At 57.6% G+C, this 15,284-nt stretch carries 15 protein-coding genes and 1 pseudogene; 13 read left to right on the top strand and 3 right to left on the bottom strand.

The genetic code is table 11. The features are described from left to right. Positions 1 to 427: 427 nt before the first annotated feature. Positions 428 to 742: a BolA family protein gene (locus ACTG2B_RS04875; RefSeq protein WP_005338640.1), complete on the bottom strand. Its 315-nt coding sequence runs from the start codon at positions 740 to 742 to the stop codon at positions 428 to 430. 204 nt (positions 743 to 946) lie between these two features. Between ACTG2B_RS04875 and ACTG2B_RS04880 the strand changes: the two genes are divergently transcribed. The 5 genes from ACTG2B_RS04880 (at position 947) to ACTG2B_RS04900 (ending at position 5,824) form a co-directional block, all read left to right on the top strand. Further along, positions 947 to 2,080 (top strand): methyltransferase, encoded by a 1,134-nt coding sequence (locus tag ACTG2B_RS04880; RefSeq protein WP_421342033.1) that lies wholly within the window; start codon positions 947 to 949, stop codon positions 2,078 to 2,080. Between the two features lie 17 nt (positions 2,081 to 2,097). Next, positions 2,098 to 2,682, top strand: a complete 585-nt coding sequence (locus tag ACTG2B_RS04885) for a YajG family lipoprotein (RefSeq protein WP_005349692.1) — start codon at positions 2,098 to 2,100, stop codon at positions 2,680 to 2,682. A 2-nt stretch (positions 2,683 to 2,684) separates the two neighbouring features. Further along, on the top strand, positions 2,685 to 3,272 hold the full coding sequence (locus tag ACTG2B_RS04890) for a peptidylprolyl isomerase (RefSeq protein ID WP_042053243.1): 588 nt from the start codon (positions 2,685 to 2,687) through the stop codon (positions 3,270 to 3,272). 173 nt (positions 3,273 to 3,445) lie between these two features. Then, the gene (locus tag ACTG2B_RS04895; RefSeq protein WP_421332433.1) at positions 3,446 to 4,825 is read left to right on the top strand and encodes an AmpG family muropeptide MFS transporter; all 1,380 of its coding nucleotides are present in this window, start codon (positions 3,446 to 3,448) and stop codon (positions 4,823 to 4,825) included. A gap of 156 nt (positions 4,826 to 4,981) precedes the next feature. Continuing rightward, the gene (locus ACTG2B_RS04900) at positions 4,982 to 5,824 is read left to right on the top strand and encodes a nucleoside-specific channel-forming Tsx family protein (RefSeq protein ID WP_088869980.1); all 843 of its coding nucleotides are present in this window, start codon (positions 4,982 to 4,984) and stop codon (positions 5,822 to 5,824) included. Between the two features lie 107 nt (positions 5,825 to 5,931). Here ACTG2B_RS04900 and ACTG2B_RS04905 read toward each other — a convergent pair whose 3' ends face one another. Next, the gene (locus ACTG2B_RS04905) at positions 5,932 to 6,414 is read right to left on the bottom strand and encodes a YajQ family cyclic di-GMP-binding protein (RefSeq protein ID WP_005338634.1); all 483 of its coding nucleotides are present in this window, start codon (positions 6,412 to 6,414) and stop codon (positions 5,932 to 5,934) included. Positions 6,415 to 6,614: 200 nt separating this feature from the next. Here ACTG2B_RS04905 and ACTG2B_RS04910 point away from each other — a divergent pair, with 200 nt between their 5' ends. Next, positions 6,615 to 7,568 carry a ketopantoate reductase family protein gene (locus tag ACTG2B_RS04910; protein ID WP_103251868.1) on the top strand — a complete coding sequence of 318 codons (954 nt, stop codon included), beginning with the start codon at positions 6,615 to 6,617 and terminating at the stop codon, positions 7,566 to 7,568. Positions 7,569 to 7,605: 37 nt separating this feature from the next. Beyond that, positions 7,606 to 8,166: a DJ-1 family glyoxalase III gene (locus ACTG2B_RS04915; protein WP_439995281.1), complete on the top strand. Its 561-nt coding sequence runs from the start codon at positions 7,606 to 7,608 to the stop codon at positions 8,164 to 8,166. A 111-nt stretch (positions 8,167 to 8,277) separates the two neighbouring features. Here the strand turns inward: ACTG2B_RS04915 and ACTG2B_RS04920 are convergent, their stop codons facing one another. Then, entirely contained in the window at positions 8,278 to 8,484 is a 207-nt protein-coding gene (locus tag ACTG2B_RS04920; protein WP_005338629.1) for a hypothetical protein, read from the bottom strand. A gap of 131 nt (positions 8,485 to 8,615) precedes the next feature. On the opposite strand from ACTG2B_RS04920, the gene dinB reads away from it, so the two are divergent. The 6 genes and pseudogenes from dinB (at position 8,616) to rlmM (ending at position 15,228) form a co-directional block, all read left to right on the top strand. Further along, complete coding sequence (gene dinB, locus ACTG2B_RS04925; protein ID WP_439996909.1) at positions 8,616 to 9,671, top strand: DNA polymerase IV; 1,056 nt, start codon at positions 8,616 to 8,618, stop codon at positions 9,669 to 9,671. A 66-nt stretch (positions 9,672 to 9,737) separates the two neighbouring features. Next, a pseudogene (locus ACTG2B_RS04930) lies at positions 9,738 to 11,877 on the top strand (methyl-accepting chemotaxis protein). A gap of 284 nt (positions 11,878 to 12,161) precedes the next feature. Continuing rightward, the gene (locus ACTG2B_RS04935) at positions 12,162 to 13,082 is read left to right on the top strand and encodes a transcriptional regulator GcvA (RefSeq protein ID WP_005338622.1); all 921 of its coding nucleotides are present in this window, start codon (positions 12,162 to 12,164) and stop codon (positions 13,080 to 13,082) included. Beyond that, entirely contained in the window at positions 13,075 to 13,704 is a 630-nt protein-coding gene (locus ACTG2B_RS04940; RefSeq protein ID WP_258720862.1) for an alpha/beta family hydrolase, read from the top strand. The genes ACTG2B_RS04935 and ACTG2B_RS04940 overlap by 8 nt, the downstream gene beginning before the upstream one ends. Before the next feature lie 50 nt (positions 13,705 to 13,754). Continuing rightward, a complete protein-coding gene (locus tag ACTG2B_RS04945) occupies positions 13,755 to 14,141 on the top strand; it encodes a DUF423 domain-containing protein (protein ID WP_058052208.1) in 387 nt (128 codons plus the stop codon). Then, on the top strand, positions 14,134 to 15,228 hold the full coding sequence (rlmM, locus tag ACTG2B_RS04950) for a 23S rRNA (cytidine(2498)-2'-O)-methyltransferase RlmM (RefSeq protein ID WP_439995282.1): 1,095 nt from the start codon (positions 14,134 to 14,136) through the stop codon (positions 15,226 to 15,228). Before ACTG2B_RS04945 ends, rlmM begins: the two co-directional genes overlap by 8 nt. Positions 15,229 to 15,284 lie beyond the last annotated feature (56 nt).

Consider the following 15,284-nt stretch of genomic DNA (forward strand, 5'->3'; position numbering starts at 1 on the left):
TGCACTACCGTTACGGGAGAGGTTGGTTAGCGCCGAGAAATACATCACGACGGGTGGTTGAATGAGTCGATGTTGTGGTTGTGCCAGGTAGGCAGGCTCAACAATTATTCAACATGCAGGCTCACTCAAAAGCGCTTGAGTTTACCACTTAAGGTGCATTTTCTGCCATGCCAAATGGGCAAAATCCCCGTGCCATCACAAAATTAACCTGCAATGAATAAGCCCCCGACACCTTGTAAGTAGTGGTTTTAAAGGTTTTTTTATTTCGATACCTCGATGGGGGTATTTGCCTTTGTCTCCACTATCAACAAAAAGCCTTGATGCCGAAATATACCCCCTTGGATGTAGCCTTTTCGGGGCCAATGGGGGAAATATGTTTAATTTTTGTTGGCAGGTTCTCGAGGGAAATCCTGTGGTACAACCGGTTTCAGGAGAGCGACGGTTTGCCAACGCAGCTCGGGGTGCGCGGGGCGTGGCCTTTTTCCTGCCACTCGGTCTCTGTGTAGGTATGCAGTGCCAGTGCATGAACGGCACCGGCCAGCTCGTCGGCCAACACCGAATTGACCTGACGATGGCGTGCCAGCAGCCGCTGCCCTGCAAATTGCTCGCTGACGATCACCACCTTGAAGTGGCTCTCAGATCCCGGTTCCACACGGTGCATGTGGCTCTCGTTGATCACCTCCAGCACGGAGGGGGAGAGGGCGGCGGTCAGCTTGGCTTCAATCAGTTGTTGGATAGTCATCGGATCGGCTTCCAGAGTGAGTGTCGAGCCATTCTATCGGCAGTCGCGGGATGGAATAAGCCCCCGTAAGAGGGAAATCACCCGTCAGTTGCCCTCTTGATGCGCATCGAACTGGTGAAATTCCTGCTCCTCGCTAGAATAGCGCCACTTTGCGTCGCCCCTGGCGCCTGTATACACGAATCAAGCCGAGGTTGGACTCTTCCTATGCAAACCCTTCTCGACACTCCCCATTGCCAGCTCACGCTCTACCGCTATCCGCGCCAGAGTCAGGAGACCCTGCAAGCCTGGGATGCGGCTGACGAATACCTGATCAACACCCTGGCGGAGTCTCCCCTCGAGCAGGCGGGCCCCGTCATCATCATGAATGATGGTTTTGGCGCGCTGGCCGCCTATTTGCATCCGCACTCCCCCTGCTGCGTCACCGACTCCTACATCAGTGAGCGGGCGACCCTGGCCAATTTGGCCGAAAACGGACTGGATGCGGGTGGTATCCGCTTGCAGGATGCGCTGGCGCCGCTGCCCGATGCCCCAGCACTTGTGGTGATCAAGGTCTCCAAATATCAGGCTCTATTGGAGCAGCAACTGCTGGCATTGCGTGCGGTGGTGACACCGGCAACCCGCGTTATCGCTGCCGGCAAGGCGAAGGATATTCATACCTCCACCCTCAAGTTGTTCGAGAAGTATCTGGGGCCTACCCGTACCTCGCTGGCCTGGAAAAAGGCGCGTCTCATTCACTGCGAGCCGCAGGCAGAACGTCCCGCGCTGGCCAACCCCTTCCCGACTGTCTGGCCGCTGGAGGGGAGTGGCATGCTCATCCACAACCATGCCAACGTCTTCTCGCGCACCAGTCTCGATATTGGTGCCCGCTTTATGCTGGACAACCTGCCCATCCACAGTGCCCGCAAGGTGATCGATCTGGGCTGTGGCAACGGGGTGCTGGGTCTGTCGCTGCTCGCCAAAGACAGCGAGGTGGAGGTGACCTTTATCGATGAATCCTATATGGCAGTCGCCTCGGCACAGCTCAACGTCGAGCACAATCTGCCTGATGCACTGCCGCGCGCCGGCTTTATGGTCAATAACTGTCTCGACGGGGTGGCGGTCGGCTCGGCGGATCGGATCCTCTGCAACCCTCCTTTCCATCAGCTACAGGCGATCACCGATCATATCGCCTGGCAGATGTTCAGCGATGCGCACCGGGTGTTGCCTCAGGGGGGGGAACTCTGGATAGTAGGCAACCGTCATCTGGACTATCACAACAAACTCAAGCGCTTGTTTGCCAACGCACAAGTCGTTGCGTCGAACAGCAAATTCGTTATTTTGAAAGCCATCAAACGCTAAAGCCAAAGGAAACCATGATGAAAAAGTCACTCTTGCTGCTGGCCGCCCTGATGCTGGGCGGGTGTGCCACCCATTGGCCGGAGACAGCACTGCTCAATCCGCAGGTGATCCCCGCCAACCAGCAATACTACTCTGGCAATCGCATCACCATGGAAGGGGTGGACAAGCGTGAGGCTGCCTATGTCTTCTCCATCAAACATAAAGAGAAAGCGCCCGTGCTGGTCAACAGTGAGCGTCCGCTCAACCTGCTGATGGCCGAGCGGCTGGCCGAAGGGCTGCGCAGCCAGGGTCTGGAAGTGGGCAACAGTGGCACCACCAACCTGACGCTGGTGATCTCCAACGCCGCAGTCAATGTGGAAGAGAAGACCTTTACCTATGTCACCAAGTCCCGCGTCAGTCTGCAGGTGATCGCCGATTTCCAGGGCAACCGTCTGACCAAGCAGTTCAACATGTCCTCCAGCAAGGAGAGCCCGAGCGAGCCAAGCATGGCCGATCTGGAGTCTACACTGAACCTGCAACTGGGTAGTGTGCTGCAGCAGATCATGGCCGATGATGCGCTGCGCGGTTACCTGAAAGGTCAACCGAACGGTGCAGGGGTCTGATGATGAAAAAACTCTGGTTGCTGGCCATGCTGATCGCCCCGCTGGCGTTCGCAGGCCCGAAAGTCAGAATGGAGACCAACCACGGCAATATCGTGGTGGAACTGGCGTCCAAGCAGGCGCCCCAGACGGTAAAGAACTTCCTGCGCTACGTGGCTGATGGCAGCTATGACGGCAGCATCTTCCACCGGGTGATCCAGGATTTCGTGGTGCAGGGGGGGGGCTACAACCAGCAGTTCCAGCAGTTGCCGACTTATGAGCCTGTAGTCAACGAGTCGCGTGGCGGTCTGCCCAACAAGCGTGGCTCCATCGCCATGGCTCGCACCCAGGCGGTCGACAGCGCTACTCGCCAGTTCTACTTCAATCTGGTCGACAACAATAACCTCAACGCCGGTGGCTCTGCGGGTTATACCGTGTTCGGTCAGGTGGTTCAGGGGATGGAGGTGCTGGACAAGCTGGCTCAGGTACAGACCGGTTACAGCCCCATTTTGCGTGCCAACGATGTGCCGACCAGTCCCATCATTCTGAAGAAGGTGGTCTTGCTGGCAGAAACTCCGGCAGACAAGAAAGTCGACAAGAAAGCGGGCAAGTAACTCTCGCCGGACGCGGTTCGTCACCTCGCCCTCGTCAGGCCACAATACAAGGCTCATCCCGTTCGGGATGGGCCTTTTCTCTATCCGGGCTTCTTTTGCCTATCTCTTTGCTCGCCTTGGCTATCTGCTATCAACCTGCCAAAATGACGCACTTTTCCAAAGTCGTCAGGTAGTTGAACATGATCCGCAAACCAAGCTGGAGAGAGTCCCTCGCCGTCTATCTCGAATTTCGGGTGTTTATTCTCTTTGCCATGGGTTTTTCATCGGGTCTGCCGCTGCTGCTGGTGTTCGGTACCCTCTCATTCTGGTTGCGTGAGGCCGATGTCAGCCTGACCGATATCGGCTATATGAGCTGGGTGGCGCTCGCCTATGGCTTTAAATGGTTGTGGTCGCCGCTGGTGGATCGCATGCCGCTGCCGTTGCTCTCCACGCTGCTGGGGCGTCGCCGCAGCTGGATGTTCTTCTCCCAGTTGCTGATTGCCGCTGCGCTGGTCGGCATGGCGTTCTGCGATCCCAAGACCGAGCTGGCCCAGCTGGCGATGTTTGCCCTGCTGGTGGCCTTTGCCTCGGCGACTCAGGATATCGTTATCGATGCCTATCGCATCGAATCCGCCCCCGAGCGGCTGCAGGCGGCGATGGCTGCCTCCTACATGACCGGTTACCGGCTGGCGATGATCATGGCGGGCGCCGGTGCGCTGGCGCTGGCAGCCTGGTTTGGCAGCAATAGTGGCTATGACTATCGTGGCTGGCAGATTACCTATCTGGTGATGGCGGGTCTGATGTCACTCGGGGTCATCACCACGCTGTTTTGCCACGAGCCGGAAATCGATCTGGCCGAGCAGGGCAAACAACAGGCCGAACGCAAGGCGCAGCTCCTGGAAAAAGGGTGGCCTGCGCTGCTGGCGAGTGCGGGGGCCTGGGGCTATGAGGCGGTCTGGTGTCCGTTTGCCGACTTCTTTCGTCGCTATGGCAGCTCGGCGCTGCTGATCCTGGCTCTGATCGCTTGCTATCGGGTTGCCGATGTGGTGATGGGGGTGATGTCCAACAGCTTCTATGTGGATATGCAGTTCAGCAAGACCGAGGTTGCGACCATTACCAAGGTGTTTGGCGTCATCATGACGCTAGTGGGCGCTGCGCTGGGGGGCGTGCTGGTGATGCGCTTCGGTACGCTGCGCATCCTGTTCTTGGGGGCGCTGCTCACCGCCAGCACCAACCTGCTGTTTGCTCTGCTCAATCAGGTTGGTCACAATCTGGAACTGCTGACGCTGATCATCTCGCTGGATAACCTCAGTGCCGGTATTGCTACCGCGGCCTTCGTGACCTATCTCTCCAGCCTGACCAATGTGGCATTTTCGGCCACTCAGTACGCCCTGTTCAGCTCGGTAATGTTGCTGCTACCCAAGTTGCTGGCCGGTTTTTCCGGGCAGGTTGTGGAACAGATTGGCTACAGTGCCTTCTTTGTCGGAACCAGTTTATTGGGCTTGCCCGTGTTGTTGTTGATTGTGCTTGTCGCCAGAAAAGGGAGTGCGTTGCTCTCAACGGCTGACAAATAGCAAGCGTTTGCGTAGAATCGGGGGTGATTAGATTCACACTTCCGGATAAAGTTCCCGAGAAGTTGTTTCACCCCCAATTTTATTTGATTAGAATCCCTCTCGCTCCTTGTGGGCAGGCTACGGAAAACCTCAACTAACGCACAAGAGACCAATAAAATGGCCAAATTTACCAAGACTCTGATCGCTGCCGGTCTGCTGGCTGCCGCCGCTACCCCGGCCTTCGCTGCTGACTACAGCGGTGATATCCACAAGAATGACTACAAGTGGATGCAGTTCAACGTCATGCACACCATCGACCAACGTCCTTTCACCACCGGTGCTGAAGATTACAACGACACCTACTTCGAAATGGAATTCGGTGGTCGCTCCGGCCTGTTTGACCTGTACGGTTACGTCGACGTCTTCGATATCTTCGACTCCCGCCACAGCAACAAGCACCGTGATCAGAACCTGTTCATGAAGTTTGCGCCACGTATGTCTCTGGATGCACTGACCGGCAAGGATCTATCCTTCGGTCCGGTACAAGAGGTCTACATCGCCTCTCTGAACAACGTCGGCGACCACCAGATGGAGAACATGATCGGTCTGGGTGCTGATGTTCAGGTGCCTTGGTTCGGTAAAGTGGGCATGAACCTGTATGCTCGCCACGCAACTGAAAACCAGTTCTTCGCCGAAGAAGAGGGTGAGTGGAACGGTTACTGGTTCGCCATGAACTGGTTCAAGCCTTTCTACACCTTCAGCAATGGCAGCTTCGTCTCCTACCAAGGTTACTTGGACTACGCCTTCGATCTGGACACTCACAACCGTGCTGACCGTACCAGCGACAACCTAGCTACCTTCCACGGTATCTACTGGCACTCCGACCGCTACGCCGTCGGTTACGGCCTGAAGTACTTTATGGATGCTTATGGTACCAAAGACGGTTCCACTGCATACGATGGTACTCCTTGGAAGAGCACTGGCTTCAGCCACTACTTCTCTGTTACCTACAAGTTCTAATAAAACTTGGGGTACAAAAAACCGGAGCATCTGCTCCGGTTTTTTTATGGCCGCGATTTAGATAGCGTGGCGCGAGTTATCAAGTGCGCCACGGCTGAGTGGATAAATCAGTCGCGGAAGTTCTGGAACTGCATCGGTTGACCCAGTTCGGCGCCACGGACCAGTGCCATGGTCTCTTGCAGATCGTCACGCTTCTTGCCGGTGACACGTACTTCATCACCCTGGATGGCGACCTGTACCTTGATTTTGGAGTCCTTGATCAGCTTGACCAGCTTCTTGGCGATCTCTTTCTCGATCCCCTGCTTGAATTTGACGGTCAGGTGGAAGCGTTTGCCGGAGTGAACGGAGTCACCTACTTCCATGGAGCTGTTTTCGATGTTGCGCTTGAGCAGGGCGCCGCGCAGGATTTCGACCATCTGCTTGAGCTGGAAATCGGCATCGGCTTCCAGTTTTACCTCTTCCTTGTTCAACTCGAAGCTGGCTTCTACCCCACGAAAATCGAAACGGGTGGCCAGTTCACGATTGGCGTTGTCGACTGCGTTCAACACCTCGTTCATTTTGACTTCAGAGACAATATCGAATGACGGCATAGCCGGAGCTCCTCATGTTGCGTTATCGGGGGGCAAATCTACCAGAAAACGGGCAAATTTGCTGATTTTGATGGGGTTGCTCTGCTAGAATCCCCTGCGCACAGGACGGGTGGACCCGTTAGTGTCCACCAGCGACATCTTCACTTATCCCCGGTAACAGGTTGAGAGGATTGCAACCCTTACCCTGACAGAGTCACACCATGCCAAGCGGATTAAAAAATTCCCGACAGCCCGTTATTCCACCCGTTACTCCGAAGTGGTCACTGTTGGGTTGTGGCGCCCTCGGCGGCGTTTTTGCCTCCCTGCTGACCCAGAGTGGTCAATCCACCCGTGTCTTGTTGCGCGAACATCATAAGTCCACGCTCCATCCGGGGATCGATTTCACCTCGCTGGAGGGGCATGTCCAGCTGCTCAATATCGAGCGCGGGTTTGTCAGCAAACCCGGCAAGATCCAGCGTCTGCTGGTGATGACCAAGGCCAGTCAGGTGATTGCCGCACTGACGCCACTGGTGGGTAAGCTGGATGCCGGCGTTCCGATCGTGCTGCTGCACAACGGGATGGGCATTGCCGAGCAGGTGGTCGAGATGTTCCCGCACAATCCGGTGATTGCCGGTGTCACCAGCCATGGCGCCATGCAGTGCGGCCATTTTGTCTTCCGTCATACTGGCAAGGGTGAAACCTGGCTTGGCCCGATCAACGACGCCGCCAAGGCCCATGCTGCGCTCGCGGACGAGCTGGCGCTGGCACTCGGCCAGGCTGGTTGGGATGAGCAGGTATTGACGCGCCAGTGGCAAAAGCTGGCCATCAACTGTGCCATCAATCCCCTGACGGCCCTCTACAAGCTGAAAAATGGCGAGCTGGCTGGCCCTCGTTTTGCCGATGCCCTGCAGCAGATCTGCGTGGAAGTGGCGGATGTGATGTGTGCCGAAGGAGTTGCAACCACGGCCGAAGAGTTGCAGCGCCGGGTGATGACAGTGGTGGAACTGACCGCTGACAATTACTCCTCCATGCATCAGGATATGGAGCTGGGACGCGAGACCGAGATTGAGGCTATTACCGGCTTCCTGTTGGCCAAGGCTGCCCGGCATGGCATTGCCGTACCGGTCAATCAGGGTCTCTATCAGGCGATTAAAGAGAAGAGCCAGGCCGTCTGATCTTTTACATGGCAGAGCAAGCAGCAAGGAGGCGAACGTGAGTGTACTGGTGCTGGTGGCGCCCGGGTCGGAAGAGATAGAGACGGTTGCGATTGTCGATACCCTGGTGCGCGCCAGCATCGAGGTTGTGCTGGCCTCTTGTTGCCCAGCCGGATCGCGGCAGGTGAAGGCATCGCGCGGGGTGCAGCTGGTGGCCGATTGTCATATCGACGAGCTGACCCGTAGGGACTTTGAAGCCATCGTGGTGCCTGGTGGTCTGCCCGGCAGCGAAGTGATCCGCGATACCCCGCTGGCCATCGATCTGCTTAAAGAGCAGGCGGTTCTTGGTCGCTGGCGTGCAGCTATCTGCGCCGCCCCTGTGGTGGTGTTGCAACATCACGGTCTGCTGGGTGATGCCATCGTCACCTGTCATCCCGGCTTTCAGTCCCGACTGTCGACATCGCAGCTGTCACATGAGCGGGTAGTCAGGGATGAGGCTCATCACCTGATTACCAGTCAGGGGCCGGGCAGCGCCATCGAGTTTGCGCTGGAACTGGTCCGGGTGCTGCGTGGGGATGAGGTGGCGGCCACTGTCGCTGGCCCTATGGTGCTGCCTTGAGCGCACTCTGCTGCAGAATCCAGCTGGCCATGCTTTGAAAAACGGGCCCCGGTCATCTTGATCGGGGCCCGTTTGTTATCTGCTGCTGTCGGTCACGCCATCTTGTCCGGCTCAGTAGTCGTACTGTGAGCACTGTTTTTTGTTGTACTCAGTTTTCCAGCGTGCCAATTCTTGCTCTGTGCCGAGCTTGTCCCCTTTCTTGATAGCCTGTTCCAGTATCTCAATCCGGTCGTACAGCCAGCGGCACTCTGCCGTCGGGTTGTTCTTGCCGATGCCGGTCAACGGCAGCAAACAGAGTCCCAACCAAAGATATTTCATCCCGAACGCTCCTTGTCATTGTGGTAGTAAAGGTCTCCTTGGAGTCTACTATTTTAGCCGCAACGAGAGAGATAGAGCTGCGATTATCCTTGGGGTAAGATGGTGCCATGTCTGTTTATTTATACAGTGGTATGCGCAAGATCATCCATATCGACATGGACTGCTTTTTTGCCGCGGTGGAGATGCGGGACAATCCGGCGTTGCGGGAGGTGCCGCTCGCCATCGGTGGGGCCTCCGAGCTGCGCGGCGTCATCTCGACCTGCAACTATGTGGCGCGCCGGTTCGGGGTGCGCTCCGCCATGCCGAGCGCCCTGGCGAAAAAACTCTGCCCGCCGTTGGTACTGATCCCTGGGCGAATGGCGGTGTACAAGGATATCTCCCGTCAGCTCAGAGGCATTTTCCTGCGCTATACCGATCAGGTTGAACCACTGTCGCTGGACGAGGCTTACCTCGACGTGACCCACAGCCGCTGTTGTGGCGGCAGCGCCACCCTGATGGCGCAAGAGATCCGGCAAGCCATCGTCACCGAACTGGGATTGACCGCCTCGGCCGGAGTGGCCCCCAACAAGTTTCTCGCCAAGCTCGCCTCGGAGCAGCGCAAACCCGATGGTCTGTTTGTCATTCGTCCCGACGAAGTAGCCGAATTTGTCTGCCTGTTGCCCCTCGGCAAACTGCCCGGGGTGGGGCGCAAGACTGCCGAGCGGCTGGAGGCGCAGGGGCTTTACACCTGTGAGGATGCGCGGGCCTTGTCGGCACAAGAGCTGTGCAGCCGTTTTGGCAAGCTGGGGGAGATGTTGACGACCCGGATCTGGGGGCTGGATGAACAGCCGGTGCAGGCGCACCGGATCCGCAAAACCATCGGGGTGGAGACCACCCTGGCGAGCGATGTTTGTGACGAAGCCGCCTGCCTGACGGTATTGCAGCAACTGTTGCCGGAGCTTGAGCGGCGATTTCAGCTGGCGTGCCCTGCCGAGCAGGTGATGGGGCAGGGGATTAAACTCAAGTTTGCCGATTTCCACCAGACTACCGTCTATCGCAGTCAGGGTGGCTATCAGCCAGCCTTGTTCGTTCCCCTGCTCAAAGAGGGGCTACAGCGGGCGCAAGGGCGTTCGGTTCGCCTGCTGGGCTTGGTGGTGGGTTTGCCAAAAGAGGGTGAAGTTAATCAACTCTCGCTGGATTTGCTGTGAGAGAGTTAAGTTTTTGTTTATAAAGTCGATAATCTATCCATATCTGTATGACGTAGGAATATTGGCATGAGCGCTCTTTCTGTCCAGGGTCGGATTACCCTGATCGCCGGTTGCTGTCTGTTGGTGACAGCCGCCGCTCTGGTTGCCTCTTCGATTTACAACGCGAACAAGATGCAACAGCAGGTGCGCCAAGCCACCATGCATGAGGCGCAGCAGTCTGCCGAGAACTGGATGAAGGCGATGGGCTCGGAGCAGGCGGCCAAGGTGACCAGCTATCTCGATGAGGTATTTCCGCGCCAGTTTGCTGGCGGAGAGCGTGTTGTTCCAGCGCAAGAATGCGGCCGAGAACTTTGTCCATTCGGAGGCGCTGCGCAGCGCCGTCAATCAGCAACTGCACGATGCCGTTGCCTCATCGACCAATCTGCTTGGTGTCTATGCGGTGTTCGAGCCTGACCAGCTGGATGGGGAAGACAGCAACTATCAGGGCTCAACGGCGCTGGGTTCCAACGACAAGGGGCGCTTTTCCAGTTACTGGGCCTACGACAACGGCAAGATAGAGCCGGAAGTGCAGAATGAGGATGTACTGGCCGATGAGAGCCCGACCGAGGCTGGTGGCATCGAAAACGAGTGGTATCGCTGCAGCATTCGCACCCGTGCCCTCTGCCTGCTGGAGCCCTATCTGGACGATGTGGGCGATAAACAGATATTGATGACCTCGGTGACAGTCCCGCTGCTGGAGCAGGAGACCTTGCTGGGGATGGTCGGGGTCGATATCTCGCTGGCCACTTTGCAGAGTCTGGTCAGTATCATGGACAAGGAGCTCTATGAGGGCAAGGGCAGAATCTTGCTGGTCAGTCACGAGGGGCGCGTGGCGGGAGCCGATGAGTTCGATGTGACCATGGGACGCGGGCTGGATCAGAAGTATCAGGGGCTGGCCAGCGAGCTGAAAGGCTGGCTCAGTCAGGGTCAGGAGCTGACTCGCTGGAGCAGCGATGGCTCCCTGTTGCAGACTTTTGTCCCGGTATCCATGCGTGGCACCGACCGTAAATGGGGCATCTACATTGAATTGCCACGGGCCGTAGTACTGGCCTCGGCCCAGCAACTGCAAGATGAGCTGGCCAGTGAGGCCAATCGCAGCGTGGTCTCGCAACTGTCGATCGGGGTGCTGATCTCGCTGGTGGCCCTGAGTTTTATCTGGTTGATGGCGCGCCAGATTGTGGCGCCCATCCGCGCCGTGGTTGCCCGCCTCAAGGATATCGCCAGTGGTGAGGGGGATTTGACCCAGCGTATCGAGATCCAGCGGCAAGACGAGATCGGCGAACTGGCCAAGTGGTTCAACAGCTTCCTCAACAAGTTGCAATCCACCATCAGTCAGGTGATTGATACCGTCTCCGGTACGCGCAACAGTGCCGAGCGAGCCGCGCAGGTGGCCGAGCGCACCAGCAGCGGCATGCAGGCCCAGTATCAGGAGATCGATCTGGTGGCAACGGCATTTGAAGAGCTGAGCGCCACGGCGTTGCAGGTCTCCGGTAATGCCGGCTCGGCGGTGGCAGCCGCCAACACCACTGATGCCGCGGCGCAAGAGGGCAAATATGTCGTTGCCGACACCCAGGAGGCTATGCGCAAGCTGATGACCATCATCAACGATGCCCAGCCGGTGGTGGAGCGGCTCTCCGCCAACAGCGACAACATCAATGACATCCTTATCGTGATCCAGGGAATTGCCGAGCAGACCAACTTGCTGGCGCTGAATGCGGCTATTGAAGCGGCGCGGGCCGGTGAGCAGGGCCGTGGCTTTGCCGTGGTGGCCGATGAGGTGCGCAATCTGGCCGGTCGCACCCAGAATGCCATCGTCGAGATCCAGACCCTGATCAGCCAACTGCAATCCGGTACCGGCGCCGTGGTCAAGGCGATCCGCGATGGTCATGGTCAGGCTGACGAGACGCTAGCCAAGGTGGATCTCTCGGTGCAGGTGCTGGAGCAGATTATCCAGTCGGTCTCCACCATCCATCAGATGAACGAGCAGATTGCCCGGGCGGCACAGGAGCAGAGCCGGGTGGCGGACGAGATCAACCGCAACGTCAGCAACATTCGCGATGTGAGCCACACCATACGGGCCGAGGCGGCGACCTCCGCCGAAAATGGTCGCGAGCTCTCTGCGCTGGCTGACAAACAGCAGCAGCTGGTGGGGCAGTTCAAGGTATAGAAGGGATGAAAAAAGGCGCCATCCAGCTGGAGGCGCCAAACACATTCAGATGACAGACTGGGTCAAACCGGTGAGATTTGAGCCCCTCTTCCCGCAGAGGAAGAAACACAACACCACAATCGCAGTCGAAAGACTCACTAAAAACACATGTAAACCAACACGTAGTAGAAAATGTGAGCCATATGACGACTGATTGCTGGGCGAATTATGTTTATTCACTGGTCGACCCGCAACCGACAAATTATAATGCGCCCCATTAGAAAAACTCATCGTCGGCTGGTGTCATGTCTCGTCGTTTACCCCCGCTCAATGCCCTCAAGGCCTTTGAAGCTGCGGCTCGTCACTTAAGCTTTACCCGCGCAGCAGAAGAGTTGTTTGTGACTCAGGCTGCCATCAGTCACCAGATCAAGGCGCTGGAGGAGTATCTTGGCATCAAGCTGTTCCGCCGCAAAAACCGCTCCTTGTTGTTGACCGAAGAGGGGCAGGGCTATTTCCTGGATATCAAGGACATCTTTGCCTCCATCTCAGAGGCGACCGACAAGCTGCTGGCCCGCAGTGCCAAGGGGGCATTGACTGTCAGTTTGCAGCCGAGTTTCGCCATCCAGTGGCTGGTGCCGCGGTTGGTCAAGTTCAGCGAGCGTCATCCTGATATCGACGTGCGGATCAAGGCGGTCGACCTTGACGAAGGGTCGCTCACCGACGATGTGGATGTGGCCATCTACTACGGCCGCGGCAACTGGCCGGGTCTGCGCTCGGACAAGCTGCACACCGAATACCTGATCCCGGTCTGCTCCCCCTTGCTGCTGACCGGGCCCAAACCGCTGCGTACACCGCAAGATTTGACTCTTCATACCCTGCTGCACGATACCTCCCGCCGCGACTGGAAGGCCTGGTTCCGCCAGCTCGATATCGATGCACCCAACGTCAATCAGGGGCCCATCTTCAGCCACTCCACCATGGTGATCCAGGCGGCGATCCACGGCCAGGGGGTGGCGCTTGGCCACAGCGTGCTGGCACAACCCGAGATTGAGGCCGGCCGCCTTATCTGTCCGTTCGAACAGGTGCTGGTGAGCAAAAATGCTTTCTATCTGGTGTGCCAGGAGCAACAGTCGGATCAGGGCAAGATCGTTGCCTTCCGCGACTGGATGCTGGAGCTGGTGGAGCAGGAAGAGGCGCGTCGCAGGGCAAGGCTCGCCGATGCCTGATGTGATCCACGAGGGGGCAGTTGATGCCCCCGTTCGCATTTTGCTGGCCCACGGGGCAGGCGCCGGGATGGATCATGTTTTTCTTGCCGAGTTGTCACGCCTGCTGGCTGGCCCCGACATCGAAGTGGTGCGCTTCAACTTTCCCTACATGACCAGGCGAGTACAGGATGGCAAACGCCGCCCGCCGGACAGGGCGCCTGTGCTGCTCGCCCATTGGCGCGACATGATCCGCGAGTTTGCCCATCCACGGCTGTTTCTGGCGGGCAAGTCGATGGGCGGGCGGATGGCGGCGGAACTGTATCGTGAAGGCGAGGGTGAGATGAATGCTGCAGGATTGCTCATTCTCGGGTATCCTTTCCACCCTCCGGCCAAGCCCGACAGCTGGCGAGGCGAGGTACTCAAGCATATTGCAGTACCAACCCTGCTGTTGCAGGGGGAGCGCGATACCTTCGGTAGTCGCGCCGAACTGGCCGATTTCCCCTTCTCACCCGCCGTATCGGTCCATTGGTTGACCGATGGTGATCATGGTTTCAAACCGCGTAAAGCCAGTGGCGTGAGTGAGCAGGATAATATGCAGCATGCAGCGGCGGCCATCAGCCATTTTGTGGCCCGGCACGGATAGCACGATAGGGTTGGTTTTATTGCCAGCCTCGATGAGAGGGGAGAGTGAGGATGCAGATCCATCGACATTGGCTGATACTGGCCGGTCTCTTCGGGTTGACGGCCACCATGCTGGGGGCTTATGGCGCCCATGGATTGGCGGCGACCGGCATTACGCCCGAGCGTCTGGCGGCATTCAATACCGCCGTGCAATATCAGTTTTTTCACGCATTGGCCCTGCTGGTTCTGGGCTGGTGTGGTGTGCGCAGCAAGGTGATCCACCTGGCTGGCACCGCTTTTGTGCTGGGGATCATCGGATTTTCCGGCAGTATTTACGCCATGGTGCTGCTTGGCAGCAAGGGGCTGGGGTTGATTACCCCGGCCGGTGGCCTCTGTTTTATGTTGGGATGGGCGGCCCTGATCTGGGCTGGCTGTCGTCTTGGAGGAAAAAATGAATAATCTGCTGCTTTATTGCCGCCCCGGTTTTGAGAAAGAGGCGGCTGCAGAGATCACCGAGCGTGCCGGTAACATGCAGTGCTACGGTTTCGCCCGGGTCAAGGACGACAGCGGTTATGTGATCTTCGAACTGTATGACGAGGAGCAGGCGGACCTGCTGGCTCGCAAGCTGCCGTTCCGGGAGCTCATCTTCATCCGCCAGATGCTGGTGGTCACCCATGAGCTGAAGGGGCTGGATGTCGCGGACAGGATCTCCCCGATCCTTGAGGCGGTGAGTGACTACACCATTTGCGGCGATCTGCGGGTCGAAACCGCGGATACCAACGAAGCGAAAGAGCTGTCGGCCTTTTGCCGCAAGTTCACCGTGCCGCTTCGTCAGGCGCTGCGCAGCAACGAGATCCTGACCAAGAAGGAGACGCCAAACCGTCCGGTGTTCCACGCCTTCTTTATGGCCAATGATCATGTCTTGCTGGGTTACTCCTACTCGTTCAACAACTCCGGATTCCACATGGGGATCCCGCGCCTGCGCTTCCCGGCCGATGCGCCGAGCCGCTCCAGCCTCAAGCTGGAGGAGGCGTTTTACGTGTTCGTGCCGCGGGAAGAGTGGGATGTGCGTCTCTGCTCAGGCATGAAGGCTGTGGATCTGGGCGCCTGCCCGGGTGGCTGGACCTATCAGCTGGTGCGTCGTGGCATGATGGTGACGGCGGTTGACAACGGCATGATGGCCCAATCCCTGATGGATACCGGTCAGGTCAAGCATATCCGGGATGACGGTTTCGTCTGGCGTCCGAGCAAGAAGAACACCTACTGGCTGGTGTGCGACATGGTCGATAAACCGGCGCGGGTCGTTCACATGATTGCGGACTGGTTCCGTGAGGGAGACTGCCAGGAGGCGATGTTCAATCTCAAGCTGCCGATGAAGAAGCGTTATGTTGAATCGGTACACAATATCGAAGTGCTGCGCGAGATGCTCAAGGAGATCGACAACGCGTTCGTGATCCAGGCCAAGCAGCTCTATCACGATCGAGAAGAGATCACCGTGCATGTTTACAACAAGTACTGGGTCTCCAAACTCGAGCCCAAGGCGTGATGTAGCAGTTCTGCCCGAACGATAATTACCAAGGCCGACAGGGAAACCTGTCGGCT

Origin of the sequence: Aeromonas sp. 30P, from assembly GCF_051919805.1 — a bacterium.
Taxonomy (GTDB): Bacteria; Pseudomonadota; Gammaproteobacteria; order Enterobacterales; family Aeromonadaceae; genus Aeromonas; species Aeromonas veronii.